General features: G+C 42.8%; 22 protein-coding genes. 17 read left to right on the top strand and 5 right to left on the bottom strand.

The genetic code is table 11. The features are described 5' to 3' along the window. The first annotated feature begins 386 nt into the window (after positions 1-386). On the top strand, positions 387-1,880 hold the full coding sequence (locus ACI3E5_RS01020; RefSeq protein WP_142962308.1) for an AcpB/EbpR/MafR family transcriptional regulator: 1,494 nt from the start codon (positions 387-389) through the stop codon (positions 1,878-1,880). A gap of 234 nt (positions 1,881-2,114) precedes the next feature. On the opposite strand, the gene ACI3E5_RS01025 is transcribed toward ACI3E5_RS01020, so the two are convergent. The 5 genes from ACI3E5_RS01025 to ACI3E5_RS01045 all read right to left on the bottom strand — a co-directional run bounded on the left by ACI3E5_RS01025 (position 2,115) and on the right by ACI3E5_RS01045 (position 6,902). Further along, complete coding sequence (locus tag ACI3E5_RS01025) at positions 2,115-2,492, bottom strand: DUF7006 family protein (protein WP_081117698.1); 378 nt, start codon at positions 2,490-2,492, stop codon at positions 2,115-2,117. A 296-nt stretch (positions 2,493-2,788) separates the two neighbouring features. Continuing rightward, positions 2,789-4,114, bottom strand: coding sequence for a sensor histidine kinase (locus tag ACI3E5_RS01030; protein WP_081117699.1), 1,326 nt, complete (start codon positions 4,112-4,114; stop codon positions 2,789-2,791). Next, the gene (locus tag ACI3E5_RS01035; RefSeq protein WP_081117700.1) at positions 4,095-4,763 is read right to left on the bottom strand and encodes a response regulator transcription factor; all 669 of its coding nucleotides are present in this window, start codon (positions 4,761-4,763) and stop codon (positions 4,095-4,097) included. The genes ACI3E5_RS01030 and ACI3E5_RS01035 overlap by 20 nt, the downstream gene beginning before the upstream one ends. Before the next feature lie 19 nt (positions 4,764-4,782). Beyond that, positions 4,783-5,412: an ABC transporter ATP-binding protein gene (locus ACI3E5_RS01040; protein ID WP_185932300.1), complete on the bottom strand. Its 630-nt coding sequence runs from the start codon at positions 5,410-5,412 to the stop codon at positions 4,783-4,785. An 83-nt stretch (positions 5,413-5,495) separates the two neighbouring features. After that, entirely contained in the window at positions 5,496-6,902 is a 1,407-nt protein-coding gene (locus ACI3E5_RS01045; protein WP_086293670.1) for an ABC transporter permease, read from the bottom strand. 310 nt (positions 6,903-7,212) lie between these two features. Between ACI3E5_RS01045 and ACI3E5_RS01050 the strand changes: the two genes are divergently transcribed. From ACI3E5_RS01050 to ACI3E5_RS01125, 16 genes are all read left to right on the top strand, one after another. Further along, positions 7,213-8,700 carry a phytoene desaturase family protein gene (locus ACI3E5_RS01050; RefSeq protein ID WP_081117704.1) on the top strand — a complete coding sequence of 496 codons (1,488 nt, stop codon included), beginning with the start codon at positions 7,213-7,215 and terminating at the stop codon, positions 8,698-8,700. Between the two features lie 11 nt (positions 8,701-8,711). Then, entirely contained in the window at positions 8,712-9,818 is a 1,107-nt protein-coding gene (locus ACI3E5_RS01055; RefSeq protein WP_270272980.1) for a glycosyltransferase, read from the top strand. Positions 9,819-9,830: 12 nt separating this feature from the next. Then, positions 9,831-10,325: a glycosyl-4,4'-diaponeurosporenoate acyltransferase CrtO family protein gene (locus tag ACI3E5_RS01060; protein WP_242596020.1), complete on the top strand. Its 495-nt coding sequence runs from the start codon at positions 9,831-9,833 to the stop codon at positions 10,323-10,325. 154 nt (positions 10,326-10,479) lie between these two features. After that, positions 10,480-11,718, top strand: coding sequence for a PDDEXK-like family protein (locus ACI3E5_RS01065; protein ID WP_252704672.1), 1,239 nt, complete (start codon positions 10,480-10,482; stop codon positions 11,716-11,718). Between the two features lie 220 nt (positions 11,719-11,938). Then, positions 11,939-13,003, top strand: a complete 1,065-nt coding sequence (locus ACI3E5_RS01070) for a bifunctional transcriptional activator/DNA repair enzyme AdaA (RefSeq protein WP_086293677.1) — start codon at positions 11,939-11,941, stop codon at positions 13,001-13,003. A gap of 296 nt (positions 13,004-13,299) precedes the next feature. Continuing rightward, positions 13,300-13,728, top strand: a complete 429-nt coding sequence (locus ACI3E5_RS01075) for a MarR family winged helix-turn-helix transcriptional regulator (protein ID WP_016611544.1) — start codon at positions 13,300-13,302, stop codon at positions 13,726-13,728. Positions 13,729-13,738: 10 nt separating this feature from the next. Next, positions 13,739-14,701 carry a ring-cleaving dioxygenase gene (locus tag ACI3E5_RS01080; RefSeq protein WP_081117709.1) on the top strand — a complete coding sequence of 321 codons (963 nt, stop codon included), beginning with the start codon at positions 13,739-13,741 and terminating at the stop codon, positions 14,699-14,701. Positions 14,702-14,714: 13 nt separating this feature from the next. After that, complete coding sequence (locus tag ACI3E5_RS01085) at positions 14,715-15,608, top strand: VOC family protein (protein WP_194194985.1); 894 nt, start codon at positions 14,715-14,717, stop codon at positions 15,606-15,608. Positions 15,609-15,625: 17 nt separating this feature from the next. Then, a complete protein-coding gene (locus ACI3E5_RS01090; RefSeq protein ID WP_081117711.1) occupies positions 15,626-16,234 on the top strand; it encodes a flavin reductase family protein in 609 nt (202 codons plus the stop codon). Positions 16,235-16,247: 13 nt separating this feature from the next. Continuing rightward, the gene (locus ACI3E5_RS01095; protein WP_086293683.1) at positions 16,248-16,844 is read left to right on the top strand and encodes an alpha/beta hydrolase; all 597 of its coding nucleotides are present in this window, start codon (positions 16,248-16,250) and stop codon (positions 16,842-16,844) included. A 644-nt stretch (positions 16,845-17,488) separates the two neighbouring features. Then, positions 17,489-17,920, top strand: coding sequence for a PTS sugar transporter subunit IIA (locus ACI3E5_RS01100; RefSeq protein ID WP_194194984.1), 432 nt, complete (start codon positions 17,489-17,491; stop codon positions 17,918-17,920). 2 nt (positions 17,921-17,922) lie between these two features. Then, complete coding sequence (gene yajC / locus ACI3E5_RS01105) at positions 17,923-18,198, top strand: preprotein translocase subunit YajC (protein ID WP_194194983.1); 276 nt, start codon at positions 17,923-17,925, stop codon at positions 18,196-18,198. A 19-nt stretch (positions 18,199-18,217) separates the two neighbouring features. Beyond that, positions 18,218-18,700, top strand: coding sequence for a PTS N-acetylgalactosamine transporter subunit IIB (gene agaV / locus ACI3E5_RS01110; RefSeq protein WP_096742084.1), 483 nt, complete (start codon positions 18,218-18,220; stop codon positions 18,698-18,700). Between the two features lie 26 nt (positions 18,701-18,726). Continuing rightward, the gene (locus ACI3E5_RS01115; protein WP_005226770.1) at positions 18,727-19,533 is read left to right on the top strand and encodes a PTS mannose/fructose/sorbose/N-acetylgalactosamine transporter subunit IIC; all 807 of its coding nucleotides are present in this window, start codon (positions 18,727-18,729) and stop codon (positions 19,531-19,533) included. Then, a complete protein-coding gene (locus tag ACI3E5_RS01120) occupies positions 19,523-20,551 on the top strand; it encodes a PTS system mannose/fructose/sorbose family transporter subunit IID (RefSeq protein WP_077453025.1) in 1,029 nt (342 codons plus the stop codon). Before ACI3E5_RS01115 ends, ACI3E5_RS01120 begins: the two co-directional genes overlap by 11 nt. A 214-nt stretch (positions 20,552-20,765) precedes the next feature. Continuing rightward, positions 20,766-21,500, top strand: coding sequence for a GntR family transcriptional regulator (locus tag ACI3E5_RS01125; protein ID WP_005226773.1), 735 nt, complete (start codon positions 20,766-20,768; stop codon positions 21,498-21,500). Positions 21,501-21,672 lie beyond the last annotated feature (172 nt).

A 21,672-nucleotide genomic window follows, 5' to 3' on the forward strand; every position in this document is an offset into this window, starting at 1 on the left:
TCATCGATGGCCTTTTAGCAAGAATAACGCAAAGCAACTCTTGGAAGCAATCTGACGCTAAAACGGAGCTTTCATGCAATTTCCATGATAGCCAAAAGTTGCCTCCTTTGTTGTCAGATATGTATCAACTGAAAGAGTTTTGACTGTCAAATCAAAGAACCATCCTGAAATTTACTATTTTTCTTAAATAAACGCAAATTCCTTGCACTATTTTAATCAATAGTTACAATTATTGTTGTACAACAGAATGGGGGAAAGCAACTTTTTTCACCCGTCTATGAAAAAACAAATTTTTTAGCTGAAAGAAAACCCGGTATAATGACATCTCCTAGGCGCCTTCTTGCGCAAATCAGTAAAAACGATGTTTTTCAGTAAGGAGCTTATTTTTGAAGAATTTCCAGTTAAGTTTTGTCACAAATAAATCAACGGCTAGATGGTTCCAGATTCTCAATGCCTTTGAAAAAAGTGAGATCTGCAGTGCGAGTAGCTTGGCAGAAGTCACAGAAAGTACTACAAGAACGATTGGAAAAGATATTGGCGGAATCAATGAGTACTTTGCTGGCTTATTGCAAATCTCTTCGACGAATCAAGGGTATTTATTTGAATTGAACAACTACCCAAGTTATGAAAAGAAAAAAGCATCCCTGCTAGCGAATGAGCCCTTGTTTCTTATGCTGGAAAATATTTTTATGGGTGAGTTGAAATCTATTGATGAGTGGACCGACTGTCTTTTTCTATCTAAAAGCACCTTATCGAAATATTTGCGGCGTATCCATCAACAGCTTACTCATTTTGATTTGACCTTAACACTGGATCCTGTGAATATCGTAGGCGAGGAAGCAGATATTCGGAATTTCTTCTGTACCTTTTTCTACGAGACAGACATTACCCCTCACACGGTTTTTCCGACGGTAGCGGTTCAACAGGCAGTCACTGAAATCAGTGGGATGTTTGAAAAAAATAGCTATCATACCGCCTCATTTTCTCAATACAGTTATCTGCTGCATATTTCGATCGAGCGATTTTTACAAGGGCAAAGGATTCAGGTAAAAGAAGAGTTATACCATGCTTTGAGACATAGTATCCAACTGATGCACTTTCAACGGATCAATGAAGTGATAGACAAGTATTTTGAGTTTCAGTTTCCTCACGATGAGTTGGTCTTTTTGTTTGTGAGTATTATCACTAAAAGGAAATTGCAAAATGTCATCGTAGAGCAAAAATTCTGTCTCTCGTATAATCACTGGCCAAAAATTCGCGAATTGACCAACAGTTTTTATCAACTCTTGAATGTCACCAGTCCAAACCAAAAAAATGATTTGATTTTGATTGAATCTTTTTTTACTACTGCTAAATTGAGGGAATGCTTATCGACTTCAGCGAATCGCAATATTTGGGACGTCAATACTTTTATTCGTAAAACATTTCCGAAAGAATTTGCTTTTTATCAACGATTCTTAGAGAACAATCCTTTTTATCAAGAGTTGTATTCTCCTCAATATTTGCCGGATTTTTGCGCGAATTTAGTTATTTATATCGAGTCTGTTCGTGAGCGCTATTGGTTTCCCCGAAAAAACATTGCCTTTATTTTCGAGGGCAATCACCATATCGTTCAGTACATTGAAGGGTGGTCCAATCGGTATTTCAGCTGCTCTCACCGAGTATTTTATCCGGATTCTGGCGAAGTCACCCCCCACTATTTGAAGCAAAATCAGATCGACCTGATAGTAACGAACTATGCAGAGCATGCGTCCGCTTTTCGCGATACCATCGAATGCATTGTCTTCAAAACGATTCCTTCTTCCTCTGATTGGAATCGGCTATTGGAAAGAATCAACCCGGATGTCACGCGACAGTTCGCGCTAAAAGACCTCTTCTAATTTCTCTTCATCTGCAATTATGAAGAGTCGCTAGAAAAGGTCTATTCCAATTCTATACGAATAGCATAAGCAAAGCCCAGTTCCTTCAAACTATCTAGCAGTCAAGGAATTGGGCTTTGGTTTTAAAGGCTTGTTTTTACACAAAAAACATCGATTTTGGGGATGGGGAAGTGTCAATGATAGTGAGTACAAGCCTTTTAAAACAAATGAGTTAGGGAGAACCAGTTTAGCTATTTACTGTGCTTCGCTTAAATAAATCAAGCTCCAAGGAGCTTTTTGATTCAGTTGAATTCCGGTCAATTCCCGATAAAAACAGGTTTTGTCTTTGACAGTCAGCTGAATGATCTCTTCTTGCGTGTATTCGTTTAAAGCACTTTTTTTTAAGTTGTACAGCTCTTTTAAGATCTGCAACTGAGCATCAATGTCCAGCAACAACGACATCTTTTGGAAAAAACTATTATCGGAGTCGTTGTAGATGTTTAGAAAACGTTGGCGCAAGGATAAATAAAAGTTAAAGATCTTAGGGTCTTCGCTAGAACAGCTAGAATGAATAAATTCTTCATCGAAAAAGTTTAAATATTCTTCAGCTGATTGAATCGTTTTTAAGTTCATATCGATACTCCTTCATTATAGTTGACTTGTAGTGAAACCTATTTGATTCGATCATCGAAAGCATTTGCGGCAACTGGGTATCTGACAGGAGGCACTCGTATTTACAGGAGCGTTTTGCAGTCGCAGTATCAACGAGGACTTTCGTTACATCCAATGTACTTGATTTCTCATGGAGTCTCAAACGCGTTTTTTCGCATCCATACGAAGAACTTTTTTTCGTTGATGAATCAGTCAATAAAGTCGAGAATATACAATATCTTTTGTTATAAAAAATAAAAGAGGACATGTACAGCGGCTTAGTCCTGTTTTTTATATATGGATACGGTGAAATCTTTTTGACAATCAAATGTAAAACCATAGTGCGAGTGTTTTAGCATTGTTTTGACGATATACAGACCTAAACCTGTACCAGCCTCTTCTCCATAAGAGAAGAAGGGTTTGGCCAAATCTGAGTGTTTCAGCGGCCCAGTTTTTTTGATAGGGTTTTTGATCGTTAATTGTTTGTTAGTAAGAATGATCGTGACGACGCTGTTGGGTGGGGAATGAAAAATCGCATTGCTCAAAAGGTTTGAGAAAATTTTCTTTGCCAATTTCGGGTGGTAGAAAAACGTCAGCTCTTGTTGTTGATCAATTTCGATCCGCAAACCTTTATCACTCCATAAAACTTCATATTCTTCGATCAAGTGATCGATCATTTCCCGCACAGAAAGTGGTTGGTCGTCATGGGCCTGTTGGTTGTGAAAAACGAACAGGATTTCTTTGATCAACTGCTGCAGCTTTTTCAATTCATTTTCTGTGGCTAGAAGGGACTCTTGCTGTTCTTCAGATAAAGAGTCATCTCTGACATTCGCTAATAGCAGTTGGCTTGCCATGATCGGTGTTTTCATCTCATGGGTGAATCCTTCTAGCAATGTTTTTTTCTCTAACTCCAGCTGTTTGATCTGCTGAACTTGTTCCAAGGCGGCCCGCTGGGCACATTGGAGTTGTTGATATAGGGCAGTTACTTGAGTTTCGATCACTAGATAATCATGCAATTTGATCATGGTATTTACGTCATGAATCTCCTCATACGGAATATTTTTTTCCATCATGTGGAAGACAGACGCCAGTTTGCTCTTTTCGTTTCGATATAAGTAGGTATACAAGCCGCTTCCAGCCAAGGTCAATAGGCTAACTAGCAGCAAAACAAAAGGCGTTGCTAGCCAAATGATCTCTTTTACATCGACGGCACTGATTTGGACAGGGTAACTAACGTAAACTTTGTAGCCATTAGTGTCAAACGTCGATTGATAACCATTGGTGAGATGGATCAGCTCACCATTTTTCGCGGTGATGGGTTGCTGGATGGGATAGATGGTATTTTGCTGGGCATCAAAAATGATTATGGTATAGCCATCGATTCGATAACTGTCCAAACGTTGGAAAGAAAGTTCATCGTCATTGACAATATCAAAAATTTCCCGGACTACAGTGTCAAAGACCGCTTGTTGTTTCATTTCGATCCGAGGACCGATATTTAGTAAGAAAAAACCTATCACGCTCACAAAAGTCACGAATGACATTGTCAATGTAAAGAAGCAGATGATGCGAGTCGTTTTCCATTTAATTCGTTTCTTTTTCAATTCGGTACCCGATCCCTTTAACAGTTTGGATGATGTCTTTGCCTAATTTGCTACGGAGGTTTTTAATGTGAACATCGATCGCCCTAGAGTCGACAAAGGAGTCATAGCCCCAAATTGTGTCTAAAAATTCTTCACGGGAAAAGACTTTTCCTTGACTTAAGAGCATCATTTGCAAGAGCTCAAATTCTTTTGAAGTCAATTCGATCGGCTGGCCTTGCCTGTGAACTTGATAGTTATTGATCTCCAATGTCAAGTCGTTATACGTGACCGCCGCATTTTCTTTGTGACCGACTCTGCGCAAAATCGCATCGATTTTTAAAGCGAGGATGTTGGTAGAAAAAGGTTTGATTACATAATCATCGATCCGCTTGCTGTAAAGGTTGATCTGAGTGAATTCATCGTTCAATGCGCTGATCACGATCACCGGGATCGGGTTGTTTTCGCCTAACTCATTTAAAAACGTTTCTCCGCTCATTTTAGGTAACATCAAATCGAGTAAAATCAAAGCGAAAGTTTTTGTCTCTAGGGCGTTCAAAGCAGCTTCCGCTTCATCAAAGGCTGTGACTTGATAGCCTTCTTTTTGTAAACTCAACTGGATGCCTCTTCTGATTTCATCGGTATCTTCAATAAGAAGAATTTCTGTGGCCATGGATTACTCCTTTCTATTACTAAAGAAGGGTCAATCGTCCGTTTTTGATCGTATATACATAGTCTGAGATTTCTTTAAAAGTTAAGTCATGGCTGACGATGATGATACACTTGCCTGCATCCCGCAAGTCTTTAAAGATCGTCATGACATTTTCACTGTTTGCCAGATCCAAGCTGCCAGTCGGCTCGTCGGCGATGATCAGATCAGAATCTAAGGCGAGAGCTCGGGCGATTGCCACCCGCTGCTGTTGTCCCCCAGACAACTGGTGACATTTTTTGTGCTGTATATCGCCACAAATCCCTACTTTGTTTAAATAGCTGCTGGGAGACTGAGGGTTTTTAACTTTGTGGATATTTGTGGCGATCGTGATGTTTTCCAACGGTGACAAATAAGGGATCAAGTTGAGGGACTGGAAAATGTAACTGATTTGCCGGCGGTAGGAGACTAAATTCGTCATTGACTGGCCATTGAACTCGATTGAACCGCTTTGCAAAAATTCAAGACCGGAAATCAAAGACAAAAAAGTGCTTTTTCCGACACCAGATTGACCAATAATCGTGTGGATCTTGCCAGCGTCAAACACTTGACTGACATTTTGCAAAATAGTCTCATCTTTGTATGAGTAACTGATATCTGTAATTTTGAGCATTTGATCTTCTCCTTTAGTATTCATCAAATCTGTGAAGGTTTCTTTAAAAAAATAGGTATTTTTAACTTTTTTTAACATTTTGCTTATTCGTTATTGGACAAGATCTCTTTGGGACTTCTCTTAATGATCTTCATAGTTGGCAGGATCGTTGTGACACAAGTGATGACTGCCAATAATGAAAAGATGACTGAAGAAAAAATGAGCGACTCTTTGAAATCGGTTTGCTGGATAGAGACCTCGGTGTTGAGTTTGGTGCTTTCATCTTCCACATAATTGTCTCCTCGCGGCATGCTCAAGCTACTATTGGCACTAAGTTCCCCCATAGAAGCTTGCATTTGTTCATTGACGACTGCACTTGCTTGAGGTGCGATCACTGTGGTGGATAAGGCGAAACTGATACCGAAGCTGACGACAAAAACGATTGCGACTTCTAAGAACATCTGCAAAAGGATGTTGATTTTTGTTTCTCCCAATGACAGTAACAAGCCGACTTCGTATTTACGCTCTCGTAACGAGAGCATCATAATCAACCCGATGACGATCAAGGCAAAAAGGATCAAGAAAAGCTGAATGAAGTTCAAGATCGAAGAAAAATCTGTAATCATTGATTGGATCGTTTTGTATTGCTCGTAGGAGCTTTTGAATGCGACCTGCTGGTATTTGCTGTTTTCAGCATCTAATTCATTCAAGAACTTTTGAGTATCCATCGGATCTTTCAAGCTGACTTTGATTTTGTCATAACCCGCCATCAAAGGAGTGTTTTCACCAAATTGCAGTTCTTTGACTTCTTTGAGAACCCTTCGTGTCGAAAAAAATAACCGCTCTTCATTATCTTTGTGGGGGCGAGGACTATTGGCAGCTAACTCATAAATACCAGTGATAACTCCGCTTTTTTTCAAAGCTTCTTGTTCTTCATCGAAACCCGAATTGAAATCCAACGTTAAAGGGTCACCAATGCTTAGTTTGTGTTTTTCCGCATACTTTTTCGAGACCATGATTGGATAAGTCTCTTTGTTATTGGTAGTAAGATCGCCCTCAATGATCTGCAGATTGTATTTTGCCAATTCAGGATCGTTGCTGTCATAAATTTCGATTTCATTGGAAGGTTCGATTATACCTCCCGGCACCTTGTCTTCATGTTTTGGTGTCCGGTCAGCATACTGGGTGAATAGCTGGGTCGCAGCGCTGACGGAAAAATCTTCGACATAACTGGATTTTTCAATTTTCTCCAGCAATTCTTCATTCAACACATCGGTACCAGATTGCAGATCGCCGGAATACATGGACTGAAGGATCTTCTCATAATCCAGCTCGATGGTTACTATTGAATTCAAGTCTTTTTGGACATTTTCCAATACTTTTTGCAGTTCGTATTGGGTCAGCCTCGCCGTGATCAAAAACGTTGAGACGACCAGAAACAACCCGCCAATGATTGCGGTCCGTTTTTTGAGACTGATGATACTTTTGATGATACGAGTAAAAAAGTTCATAAAATTCCTCCTTTGATATGCGAAAGTATACAGGAAGAAGGTTAGCCGAATATGTGGCCAATATGTGTTTCGTGTGAAGTTGGCGAACGCTTGAAGGCTTTCCTGTCATCCCATGGGCGCTAGGCTCATCCCCGTCATTTTTTCAAAGGTGTGATACTATAGAATTATCTAGAAAAACGATCCTTTGATTTAAGTCGTCAATACCAAAACAGTGTCCAGACACGCAGTTGCAGTGAGACACAACCGTCTGTTTTGACGAGAAGGTTTGGCTAAATAGGGACGTTCATTAAAGCAAACGAGGAGCAATTCAATGAAAGAGAAAAAAACAGTTGTAGTGATCGGTGGCGGACTTGGTGGTCTATCAGCGGCGGTCTCATTAGCCCAAAATGGCTTTGATGTATCATTATATGAAAAAAATCACCATTTAGGCGGCAAGTTGAACCGACTGGAAACAAACGGCTTCGGCTTTGACTTAGGTCCTTCGATTTTGACGATGCCGCAGATTTTCGAAAAATTATTTACTGGCAGCAATCGCGATATGGCGGATTATGTTGCGATTCGCCGATTGCCATTGGAATGGCGCTCCTTTTTTCCTGACGGCACCAAGATCGATCTCTATGGCGATCTTGCCCGCATGGCAAAGGAAAACCCGCACTTGTCGGAAAAAGACATGGCCGAGTACCAAGACTTTTTGGACTATGCGCAAAAGATTTATGCAATCACGGAAAAAGGCTATTTCGAGAAAGGCTTAGATACCACGAAAGAAATCTTGAAGTATCATGGCGTGATCAAAGCGTTGAAAGGTTTTGATTATTTCTCTTCGATGCATGATGCTATTCAAAAACGTGTCAGCAATCCGCAGCTGCAAGACATGCTGAGCTATTTTATCAAGTATGTCGGCTCGTCTCCTTATGACGCCCCAGCCGTCTTGAACATGATGATCTATATGCAGCATGCCCAAGGTGTCTGGTACGTGCCAGGCGGGATGCATCGTTTAGCCGAGGGCATCGTTCGCTTAGCAAAAGAGATCGGGGTCACTTTCCACACGGGACACAAAGTGGAAAAATTGATCGTTGAACAAGAACAGATCCGTGCCGCTCGTTTGGATGATGGTACGCTGATCGAAGCCGACTATTTTGTTTCCAACATGGAAGTGATCCCGGCCTATGAAGAGCTGTTAGAAGAAGCGCCGACCTTTACTCAAAAACTGGAAGAAAAATTTGAACCAGCAAGTTCTGGTTTTGTCTTGCACTTAGGGGTCAAAACCTCCTATCCGCAACTGGCGCACCACAACTTTTTCTTTTCCAATGCCTCAAAAGAAAACTTTGATCAAAATTTCCATCAGCATCAGCTGCCGGAAGACCCAACGATCTACTTGGTCAATGCCAACAAAACCGATCCTTCGCAAACAGTGGCAGGGCATGAGAACATCAAAATCTTGCCTCATATCCCTTATTTGCAGGATAAACCCTTTACGGAAGCGGAATACGATGCTTTTCGTGAACGGATCTTGATCAAGCTGGAAAACATGGGCTTAACGGATCTACGTAAGCACATCGTGTATGAAGACCGCTGGACACCCGAAGACATCCAAAAGAATTATTTGTCACATCGCGGTGCCATCTACGGCACGGTCTCTAATCGCAAGAAAAATCATGGCTTTAAACACCCGAAACACAGCGAACGCTACGACAATCTATACTTCGTTGGCGGTACGGTCAATCCCGGTGCCGGCATGCCGATGGTGACCCTTAGTGGCCAGCAAGTCAGTGAGATGATCACCAAAAGAGAACACTAAGACAAGAAAGGATGATGACTGTGTACCTGCTGCTCGCTGGTATTTGCGCTGCTTGGCTGGCAGGCTGGCTGATTTTTTTCCGTCTGCCGACGATACCCACCCGCAAGGAGACAGCCGCATCCAAAGACTTGAAGGAGAGGGCAGAATTGTCGATCATCATCCCCGCCCGCAATGAAGCAGAAAATTTGCCGCAATTGTTGGCATCCTTGCAGCAGCAAACCCTCCATCCTGTGGAGATTTTGGTGGTTGATGACGGATCGGAAGACGAGACGACCGCCTGTGCCAAGGGCTTCGGTGCGACGGTCTTGCAAACCGCTGCTGATTCTGCTGGGAAAGCGGCGGCTTGCTGGTTAGGCGCCTCACAAGCGGTGGGCAAGTATCTATTATTTTTGGATGCCGATACCTTCTTTCTAGCAGAAGATGGCTTAGAGCGTCTTTTCGTTGCGTTTGAGGAGCGATTGGGACAAGGCCTGCTCTCGGTGCAGCCCTATCATCAAACGAAGCGCCTGTATGAACAACTGTCTGCCGTCTTTAATGTCGTCTTACCTGTCGGGTTGAACCGCTTTTCTATCGTAGGCGAAAAACTCTCAGCTGGCGGCGCCTTTGGTCCGTGTATTTTGTGTAGCAAAACTGCGTACCTTCAAGCCAATGGACATCAGGACATGCCAGAAGGAATCTTAGATGATCTAGCACTAGCGAGACGTTTTAAGAAAAAACGCTTGCCGATCGCCTTGTATGGTGGAAAAGACCTGTTGGCCTTTCGGATGTATCCAGCTGGTGTTCGTCAACTTGTTCAAGGCTGGACGAAGGACTTTGCCACTGCTTCGCAATTCACTCACCCTTTGATTATGGCGGGTGTCATCTTGTGGATCAGCGGCGGCATTGAGGTACTGGCGGCACCGTTTCTGATGAAACCGCTTTGGTTAGGCCTGCTTTTTTATGCTGCTTATTTTGGACAAACTCTGTGCTTTGCCCGCCGTGTCGGCAACTTCAACCGAGTCTTGCTGCTTTTTTTCCCGTGTTACTTTCTTTTTTTCCTAGGCTTATTTGGTTGGTCATGGATCCAAACCCATTTGTTGAAATCCGTGACCTGGAAAGGACGCAAAATCAATTTATAGGAGGCGATGCACATGCCGTTGATCACCTTATCCCCACTGCTCTTGCTCATTACAGACAGCTTGGCTTGGCTGCTGTTTCATCTAGGCATCTCCTTTGGCTTGCGCAAAGTCAGTGATGCTTTTTTTGAACGTCATGCCAACTGGTTCCGTTCTTTTGCCTTTGAAAAAGGCGGTAGGATCTGGGCGGAGGTATTTCGTATTCGTCAGTGGAAAGACAAATTGCCCGACGGCACTGTGATTGCCAAAAAAGGCTTTGACAAATCTCGCTTGGCTCAGCAACAAAAGGACTATCTGGAAAAATTCGTCATCGAGACACGCCGAGCAGAGCTGACCCATTGGCTGCTGATGGTTCCAGCACCGTTCTTTTTCCTCTGGAATCCTGCGTGGGCGGGCTGGGTGATGATCGTCTATGCGTTATTGGCTAACTGCCCATTCATCATGATCCAACGCTACAATCGCCCCCGTTTAGAGCGAGTCTTGCGGAAAAAAGAAAAACTTTTTGGTTAAAAGATATTTGAATTAAAGCTTAGACGGATTTGTCGCTCTAAGCTTTTTTGTATATAACTACTACTGTTTGTAAACCAAATACTCATTGTATTTTTAGTCTGACAGTGGTTGAATAAACTTTGTGGAAAAAAATTGTGGGAAGAAAGTGAACGATGTGAAGAATACCGATAAAGAAAAACTTTATTATCTGTTGAAAGATTTTGACATGATAAGTGATCAACTAGCTCCCTGGTTAAAAGAAGAAAACATTTTTCAGATATTAAAGTTATCTCGAACAGAAATTCGACATAGTAACTTTTTAGCTTACTTGTTTAATCCAAAAGAAGGTCATGGAATGAAGGACTATTTTCTGAAATCATTTTTAAAAATATGTTTAAAAATGGACCAGTATGATTTTATTGGATTAGATTATTTTGATATTGTGTTAGCGGATTATGAAGATATAGAGATATTTCGTGAGCATAAGGATATTGATCTTCTTTTGATATCACAAAAGAATAAGATGGTATTGTGTATAGAAAATAAAACGATATCACTCGAATCAAAACATCAATTAAATAAATATAAGAGCTATGTAGAAGAAAACTATAAAGAATATAATCGGATTTTTGTTTTTTTAACTCCAGAAGGAATAGAGCCCTCTGACGAAGAATGGTGTATAGTTTCTTACTATGATATCGCACTTATTTTGGAGCGATTATTAAAGCTGAATCAGCTAGAATCAAAAATAAGCTACATAATAAACGACTATTTAAACGTATTAAGGAGTGATCTTTTAGTGGATGAAAAACTTAGAGAGATATGTCGGAAAATATATGCAGAACATCAAGATGCATTAGATTTAATTTTTGAAAACCGCCCTGATAATTTAAGTTTGATGAGTGAATTATATGTTGAGGCCTTGGCGGAATTAGCTAACGAAAAGAATGAGGAAATAAAGATTATTTCTACTAGCAAAACAATGATTCGATTCCAAACAAAGAGGCTGAATCAATTGTTTCCAGACTTGCCAGAAAATTTCCCCGGTGGATGGAATAACCACAAGCCTTACGGTATTGAATTGTACAATAAATCTGAATCTATTTCTGGAAGAATTAAGATAGCATTTACAGGAAAAATTGATCCTGATGGACGTCAAAGATTAGAGCGTATTCTTACAGAAGTAGATGGTGGTAGAAAAAGAAAAGATACTTGGGAGTGGTGGGGAACAGGGAATTGGAAAATTGCTGGTATCAATAACAAGTTTGTAGAAGATATTTTTATAATTGTTGCTGAAGAGGGTAGAGAAAAGATAGTAAGTAAAATTAAGAATAACTTAGAAAAAACGCTTATTCAAATTGATCAGTTCGTAGATAGGATAGAGGGTATCGCAGAAAATACACGTCTTAAATGATGTGTTTCATTTCCTAAAAAATTGGTGTTAATTTTTATGGGATGCGTCAAGACCATTCTTTGTACACTAAGGTCATTCAGAGGAAAGGGTGATCGTATGTCATCAGAAGGATGTGGGCAAATTTTCGAACTGCCAATGCAGGCTGTTGCATTGGTTGATCGTGTGTTTGGACAGGCACGAAGTATTTTTGTAAGTGTAGAAAGGAAGGAGGGTGCGCAAGATGATTGAAGATAGCCGACAACGGGACCACTATTACGACATGCTGATTGAAAAAAATTCCCAATATGAAGGGATCTTTTACGTTGGGGTAAAAACCACCGGCGTCTTTTGCCGTCCCACCTGCCCAGCGAAAAAACCGCTCAAAAAAAATTGCGAGTTTTTTCAGACGGCACAAGAAGCGTTGCTGGCGGCGTATCGTCCCTGTAAACGATGTCGCCCGCTCAGCTCACCTAGCCACTTATCTCCTGACGTGAAAAGCCTAGTGGAAGCGGTGGAGAGTAACCCAGAGAAAAAGTGGACCGACAAAGATTTTGAAGCGCTAGCGATCCATCCCAATACCGCGCGTCGACAATTTAAAAAATATTTTGGCATGACCTTTATCGAATATTCCCGTGCCCGCCGTTTAGGGTTAGCGTTTAAGCAGATTCGTGAAGGAGAACCGCTGATACAAGCGCAATTAGAAGCCGGTTTCGATTCTGGCAACGGCTTTCGAGATGCGTTTTCTCGGATTATGGGGGAGCTGCCTTCCAACAGCCGCGAAAAAACGATTCTTTCTTCTGCTTGGCTTGAGACCAAGCTTGGGTCGATGTTGGCGATCAGCGACCAGCAGCAGCTTTACTTGTTAGAATTCGTGGATCGCAGAGGGCTAGAAACGGAGATTGCTGTTTTGAGAAGCCGCTTGAATGCAGTGATTATTCCCCAGCAAACGGCAATCATTCAGCAACTCAAGCAAGAATTGACGGAATATTTTGCAGGGAATCGAACTGCCTTCACGGTACCCATCGCATTGATCGGCTCTGATTTTCAGAAAGCCGTCTGGCAGCAGCTGTTGGCGATGAAGATCGGAGAAACATACTCTTACAAACAATTGGCACAGCGAATCGGCAATGAAAAAGCCACCCGAGCTGTTGCCAATGCCAACGGAAAAAATCAATTGGCGTTGATTGTTCCATGCCACCGCGTCATCAATAGCGATGGCAGCATCGGCGGCTATGGCGGCGGTGTCGAACGCAAAAAGTGGTTGCTGGCTTTGGAAAAGCAGGTGCAGCCGACCACAATGATCTAAAAAGGACAAGTATGCGTCGGAATCAGCGCTTCATCGATCAGTACATGGAATGGATCGAATCCTCTTCAGTAAAATATATATTTAACGGAACTTATGGAATCTTTCATGAGTTCCGTTTTTTATTAGATTTGAAGGGGACGTAGAGAAAAGGTGGACCTTCGTTAGTGTCTAACCGTTCTTAACCTCTATAAAAATAAGCATTGAATGATTTTCTTAAACAACCAAAGCATATCTTTTTACAACTTACAAAAAGTAAGTTATGATTATCTCGAATTCGAAATAAAGAGGTGAGGAAAATGGCGCATCAAGAAGAAGCGCTCAAAGCGTACATCGGTTTGCTGCGTACGGCGAGTCGTTTGGAACAAGTGGCAAAAAAGGATGTTCGTTGTTATGGCTTAAATATTACAGAGTTTTCTGTACTGGAATTGCTTTACCATAAAGGCACCCATACGACGCAAGCCATCAAGGAAAAAATTTTGATCGCCAGCAGCTCGACAACCTATGTAGTCGATCAATTAGTCAAAAAAGGCTGCGTGCGCCGGGAACCTAGCCAAGAAGATCAACGGGTAACTTACGTCAGTATTACGGAAGCAGGCAGGGCATTGATGGAGAAAATTTTTCCCAGTCATGCACAAAAGATTGCGGCGAGTTTTTCCGAACTCAGCAGTGAAGAATTGCAACAATTAAAAACAATTTTACGAAAAATAACTTACGATCAGAAATGAGGAAAAGAAAATGAGAAAACAAGATCAATTATTAGGGGTACACCATGTGACGGCCATGACAAGTGATGTGGAACGGAATTACCATTTCTTTACGGATGTGTTAGGGATGCGTTTAGTGAAAAAAACCGTCAATCAAGATGACATTTATACGTACCATACCTACTTTGCGGATGATTTAGGGTCACCGGGAACGACCATGACGTTCTTTGATTTTCCCAATACCGCTCGCGGCAGCAAAGGAACCAACTCGATCACCCGCACCAGTTTCCGAGTACCCAGTGATGCTGCCCTTGATTATTATGCCGCACGCTTTGATGAATTTGAGGTAAAACACGAAGCAATCACCACCGAATTTGGGAAAAAAGTGTTGCGCTTTTGGGATTTTGATACGCAAGCCTATCAATTGATCTCTGATGAACACAATACTGGCGTGAAAGCTGGTACCCCTTGGAAAAAAGGACCGGTTCCTACTGAATTTGCGATTTATGGCTTAGGTCCTGTCGAAATGTCTGTTTCTTACTTGGCAGATTTCAAAGGGCTGCTGGAATCCGTTTTTGATTTCAAAACCATTGATCAAGTAGACAATCGCTATTTGCTAGAAGTCGGTGAAGGCGGCAATGGCGCTCAAGTCGTTTTAGTGGAAGATACCACGAGCCCGCAAGCACAACAAGGCGATGGCGAAGTGCATCATGTCGCTTTTCGTTTAGCTCACCACGACTCATTAGCAGTTTGGCAAGAAATCTTTGATAACTTGGGATTGGCCAACTCCGGCTATGTGGATCGCTACTATTTTGAATCCTTGTATGTGCGCATCGGCCATATTCTTTTTGAACTAGCAACAGATGAACCAGGGTTCATGGGGGATGAGCCATACGAAACATTGGGTGAGTCCTTATCATTGGCACCATTTTTAGAAAATCGCCGTGAATACATCGAAGGAGTCATCAAACCCTTCAATACAAAACGCGCCTAAGGAGGCACATAGTATGCAACCCATTCAACAGATCCACCATATTTCAGCTATCGTAGGCGATCCGCAAACGAACGTTGCCTTTTACCGCGACGTGTTGGGGTTGCGCCTCGTCAAACAAACCGTCAACTTTGATGATCCCTACACGTATCATCTTTATTACAGCAATCAAGCGTTAGAAAATGGGACCATCATCACCTTCTTCCCTTGGGCAAATGCCCATCCTGGCCGAGTAGGAAGCGGACAAGTCGGCACGATCGCGTTTCGCATTCCAAAAGACAGCAGTGCCTATTGGCAAGATTATCTGGCGAAACATCAAGTAACTGTTCAAGAAAGTACATTGTTTGATCGGCCAACGTTAGAACTTCATGATCAGCATGACCTGTCTTTGGCGTTAGTCGAAGCCGAAGAATCGGCAGAAACACCAGCAATTTTAGGCTTTCATGGGGCCGTCTTGCTTTCGGCACAACCAGAAGCGACCATTCAAACGTTGGCAGATGATCTAGGACTGAACATTTTTAACAAAACAGAGAAAAGCAGCCATCTTCATACCGCAGGCACCCTCGCTCATGAGATCGTCGTGCCCCATGAAGCAATGCCAGCAGGGCGCTGGGGTGTCGGCACCGTCCATCACATCGCGTGGTCTGTGCCAACGGAAGCAGTGCAAAAAGAGTGGCAAGAATACTTGTACGATCAAAGATACGGCGTCACTGAAATCAAGGACCGTAACTATTTCAAAGCCGTCTATTTCCAAGAGCGGGGCAATATCGTCTTTGAGATCGCAACAGAAACCCCGGGCTTTTTCGTTGATGAACCGTTGGAAACGTTAGGCCAGCAGTTGATGTTGCCAGCCCAATTTGAAAGTCGTCGTGCAGAGATCGAGGATCGCTTGCCAGATTTATCGGTTTAGAAAAAAGGAGACGCTGTATGCACTATTTAGATCCCAAGGATTTGACCCAACGAGAAAATTATAAACTACTGATCGGCTCCATCATCCCACGGCCAGTGGCAGTGGTCAGTACGCAATCAGCCGACGGTATCGTCAACATCGCTCCATTCAGTTTTTTTAACATCGTCAGCTCAGAACCCGTGATCCTCTCGTTGGCTATTCAGCGCAAAGAGGGGGAACTGAAAGACACCGCTCGCAATCTGTTGGCGACGAAAGAAGCCGTCGTGCATATTTTAGATCAAACAAATGTCCAAGAGGCCAATAAAACCGCGGCATTATTGCCCGCAGACCAAAGCGAGTTGACGGTTTCTGGATTTACCACAACGACATCGAAAACAATTGCCGTTCCTGGTTTGAAAGAAGCCAATGTACGCTTAGAAACGACTCTGCATCAACACGTACCCATCAAAAAAGACCAGCAGACCACTGCCGATCTCTTATTGTTGGAAGTCGTCGGCTACCAGATTGCAGAGGATGTCTATCAAGATGGCAAGATCGATCCCCGTGCCTTACAAGCAGTCAGCCGGCTAGCGGGAAATTCTTACGCAACGATTGGGGAGATTTTCGATATCAAACGACCAAGTTAAAGGAGGAACTTCGATGAAAGCAATCTACCAACAAGGAGCAGCTGACGCACCAGTTTTGGTACTGCTCCACGGCACCGGTGGCGACGAACAGTCGCTGCTAGAAGTAGGCAAAGCCCTTGATCCCCAAGCGTCACTATTAGGTATTCGCGGCAATGTCTTAGAAAACGGCATGCCCCGTTACTTCAAACGCCTGGCTGAAGGGGTGTATGATGAAGCCGACTTAGCACTTCGCGGCGACGAATTAGCCGAGTTCATTCGGCAAGCCGCCAAAGAATACCACTTTTCGTTAGCCCAAGTGGTACTGGTGGGTTATTCCAATGGCGCCAACATTGCCATTCGCTTATTACTAAATGATAGTGACCACTTCAAAAAAGCGATCCTCTACCACGCCATGTATCCAGTCGAGAATGTACCGACGAATTCCTTGAGTGACACTCATGTGTTTCTGAGTTTTGGCAGAAACGACCCGATCGTTTCCCTAGCTGACAGTGCTTACGTCCAAGAGATCTTTACCTCGCGGGGCGCAGTCCTTTCAACCGTTTGGACCCCGAGTCATCAGTTAACGTATGAAGAAGTTGAACACTCGCGCACGTGGTTGACCGAACAATAAAGCAGTCTATCTCCTAATCAATCAGCGATCCTGCTGGTTGGTTAGGTTTTTTTGTTTCACGTGAAAACATTGAACAGAGAGTACATCAGCTCCACCAAGATATGCTTTGCATTAGTTCTGTTAGTATGGGTGGTTTTTATATTCTTAAAGCTTCTGGATTATACGGTAGCTTGTTATCTCTAACCTGTTTAAGTTAATAACATGAATTTTTCTTAAAAAAATGGCGATAAAATTTAATAAAACGCATAATGGAAAATGAGTTTGGTGATGATCAAAACCAGTTAGGGATTATACCTAGCTGGTTTTTTTAGTAAGGAAGCAAATTTGTTGATAGTTCCTTTATTTAACAACGTTGATTGTTGTATCGGTGAATAGTGAGTGACTTGTGGTTCTTTAGATACCAGAAATCGAAAACGAATGTGTTTATTTGTTTAAAATAACGTTGTACACATTCTGTTGATGGATTTCAATACTTTTTGCAGTTAGTTTTTTGTTTGATAATCATTGTTTTGGCGCTTTTTTGCGTATTTAAAGATAACAAAGATATTTTTATATAAAAACAAAAATTTTATTGACAGACAAAATGAAAGCGTTTATATTGGATGTGTGGTTACTACCAGTTGAGAATGAGGGGAGGACATAAGATGCTTGGTTTGGTTTTAACAGGTCATGGAGGATTTGCGCAAGGGATGGAAAATGCGCTTGCGATGATTGCAGGACCCCAAGAACAATTTCTAGCAGTGCCGTTTTTAGAGGAAAATCCGTTAGCTGACTTTGAAAAAGAGTTGCAAGGAGCAATCGATCAATTAAAGGAAACCTGTGATGGGGTCGTGATTTGTGCAGACCTTGTGGGCGGGACCCCTTTTAATGTTGCGATGACCGCTACCAATGAGGACCCGCAAGTCGAGGTCATCGGCGGCATCAATCTACTGATGCTAGTGGAAGGTTCGTTGACTAGATATACGGCAGCCGATCCAGAGGGTTTTTGCCAAGAACTGGCAGAGATTGGCAAGAGCGGTATTTTTCACGGAAAGATCAAAGGCCATGAGGAAATCAATGAGGAAGAAGGAATTTAAACATGTGGGAAATGATCTTAGCAGCCTCAATCGTGGTGCTTGTTTTTCTCTTTCTCTTTTTGGCGGTCTCGTCTTTCCTGAATGGGAAAAATCTGAAAAGGCAGAAGGGCTATTTCGCTGAATTGCAGCAGTCTTTGAAAAAGGGACAGAAGATCAAATTGTACGGCGGCATTATTGGGGAGATTCAAGCACTTGGGAAAGAGACAGTGGATCTAAGGGTGAAATCGGGAACGGTGATCGAAGTAGAACGTAGTGCGGTTGCAGAAATCATGCAGTAGATAGAAGGAGGATATATTTATGGGAGAACCAAATATTTTGTTGACGCGAATCGACAATCGGTTGATTCATGGGCAAGTTGCCACCCAATGGAACGGTACGTTGGGGGCAAATCTAATTTTAGTGGCAAACGATAAGGTCGCCAAAGACAAAGTCAGACAAGGGTTGATGGATATGGCGGCGCCAGCTGGCGTCCAAACGAGGTATTTCTCGATTCAAAAAACCATCGAGATCATTCATAAAGCATCGCCAAAACAAAAGATTTTCATGGTGGTTGAAAGTCCTCAAGATGCGTTGAAATTGGCTGAAGGTGGAGTACCAATCAAGAAACTGAACATTGGGAATATGCATATGTCAGAAGGGAAAAGACAGGTTGCTACAACAGTTGCCGTCGATGAAGCAGATGTCGATGCCTTTAAAAAACTGAAGGAAATGGGGGTGCAATTAGTGATTCAGCGGGTTCCAACGACACCTGTTGAAGATGAAAAGAAATTATTTCAGTAATGCAGAGGTAAGGAAGGAGAAAGAAAATGGATTACACGATTTTTCAAATCATTTTAGTCTTCATAGTTACATTCATTGCCGCAATCGATCAATTTAGTTTTTTAGAATCATTGTACCAACCCATTGTTACCGGGATGGTTATCGGACTTATTCTTGGAGATCTTCAAACCGGCTTGATCGTTGGCGGAACGTATCAGTTAATGACGATCGGCAATATGCCGGTGGGCGGCGCGCAACCGCCAAATGCGGTGATTGGCGGAATTATGGCAGCAATCTTAGCAATCACGCTGCAGCTAGAACCAACAGTAGCGGTTGCTACGGCGATTCCGTTTTCTTTGCTGGGGCAATATGGGGTGACGATTATCTTCTCACTAATGTCACCAGTGATGTCAAAAGCCGACAGCTACGCCCATGATGCCAATACGAAGGGCATTGATCGAATCAATTATTTAGCGATGGCGGGTCTTGGAACGATCTTTGGCTTGATCGTGGTCTTATTCTTTATCGGCGGTGCTGCCTTCGGGAATCAGGCGGTCGCAGCGATCCCTCAATGGTTGATGGGTGGGCTTGGCGCAGCTGGGGGCATGATGCGGTATGTCGGTTTTGCGATTTTACTAAAAGTGATGGTTTCCAAAGAAATGTGGGGCTTCTTCTTTATGGGGTTTGGTTTAGCCACGATCGTAATGGCGGCACCTTCTTTGCAAGGACCAGCCTTGATCATTCTAGCCTTTATCGGTTTTGCATTAGCCTTTTGGGATTATCAAATCCAGTCCAAATTTAAAGTAGCAGCAGCCAATACCTATGATTTCGGAGGCGACGAAGATGGCATATAATATTCCCGATTCTTATAGCGAACAAGCGCCAGCAGAACAACTGGATAAAAAGACCTTGAACAATATGGTTTGGCGTTCCTTATTTCTACAAGCCTCTTTCAACTATGAGCGAATGCAGGCAGGAGGCTGGTTATTCAGTATTTTACCGGGATTGAAAAAGATCCATAAAAATGAAAAGGACTTGGCTGCTTCAATGAGCCATAACTTAGAGTTTTTCAATACCCATCCATTTTTGGTGAACTTTGTGATGGGGATCATTCTATCGATGGAACAAAACAAAGCCGACATTCCCATGATTCGGGCAGTGCGAGTCGCCGCGATGGGACCGCTAGGCGGGATCGGTGACGCGTTATTCTGGTTCACTCTGGTACCGATAACAGCTGGTATCACAGCAAATATGGCGATCAATGGAAACATCGCTGCACCGTTTATTTTCTTACTGGTATTCAATGCGGCCCAATTCGGCTTACGGTTCTTCTTGATGCATTGGTCCTATCGTTTAGGGACAGATGCCATTGGGATCTTAACGGAAAATGCCAAAGAGTTTACCCGAGCAGCGAGTATTTTAGGAATTTTTGTTGTCGGTTCCTTGACCTGCGTGTATGGGGCGACGTCTTTGGATATTCAGATCCCTAACGGCACTACCAATGAAGTGACGCAAGCGACGACGATCGTGGATGATCAAGCAGCCATTGCCGCTTATGGAGATATGCTGTATACCACGGATGAGAATGGTCAATTGACCGACACACTGCAAGAAAATGCAGCGGTCAACGAACTGGCTAACGGCAAATATGAATTGACGTTTAACAAAGTCAACGAAGTGCCCGTGACGATCGATATTCAAAAAATCCTCGATGGGATCTTGCCACAAGTGATTCCATTGACCATCACACTGATGCTGTATTTCTTCTTATCAAAACGCGGCTGGACGCCGTTGAAATGTATCGCTTTGCTGCTAGTGATCGGCTTGATCGGTTCTGGCTTTGGTCTGTATCCATCCATTTGGCCGCAATAAGCAAGCTAGCAGAAGAAACGGCGCAACACGCAGGAGGAGTTTTGCTAAGCAAGCAACAGCTGACTTTTCAGCTTAGCTCGTGCTGGCCATTGGTTCATTTTCCTGCGTGAAAAGACGCAAATTCAGGAAACAGAGCCCCTGTAGACGATTGTTTGACACGCCTATCGGGAAATAGTACACTCGTTATGTGGTAGTAACCAGTTTGGAGGGGCTTATGAATATCAATAAAAATCGACAACCATTATACGATCAATTGTTAAATTTACTGATTGAAAAAATCGAAAATGAAATGGAAGCAGACACAATGCTTCCCTCAGAAAGAGAGCTGTCAAAGCGCTACGGATTAAGTCGGACCACCGTTCGCTTGGCTCTACAGGAGCTAGAAAAATTAGGCTATATTTATCGCCAACATGGCAAAGGCACCTTTGTCTCGGATATCCGCAAACAGGCAACCAATTTATCAGGTTCCTATAGTTTTACCGAACAGATGAAAGCACTAGGGAAACAACCAGAAACTAGAGTATTGGCATTCAAAAAAATGGAAGCGACAAAATATTTTGCCACTCAGTTGCAAGTTTCCATCGGCGAGCCGATCTACAAGTTAAAACGATTGCGTCTTGCTGATGGGCAACCGATGATGATCGAGCGTTCTTATCTGCCGGTCAAACGCTTCATGCATTTAACGAGTGAGATGATCGAGCAAAAACCATTGTACGACATCTTCCATGAAGACTTTCATCAAGTGATCCGCCTCGCGGACGAAGAATTTTTTGCCAGCATTGCCAGTGCGAAAGATGCGGCATTGCTGAAAATCCACGAAGGTGCGCCAGTGTTGAACCTGGTACGCAGCACGTTCAATATTGAAAATGAAGTGATCGAATACACCTTGAGTGTTGCCCGAGCAGACCAATTTAGATACAAAGTCCGCCACTTGCGTAACGACGAGTAGCGCATTTCCTAGACAGTCTGAAATGATCCACTCGAGCAAAGAAAAGGCGTGTATTCAAAACCAGTGAGGTCGGGGAAGTTTGCCCTTTGGGTGATCGCTAAGCATTCATCCAAGACAAGCGTTCCTCGCACCGTCACTGGGAATACATACTGGAAAAACAGTAGCTAGGAGG

Source organism: Candidatus Enterococcus avicola (assembly GCF_047470845.1).
Classification (GTDB): Bacteria; Bacillota; Bacilli; order Lactobacillales; family Enterococcaceae; genus Enterococcus_D; species Enterococcus_D casseliflavus.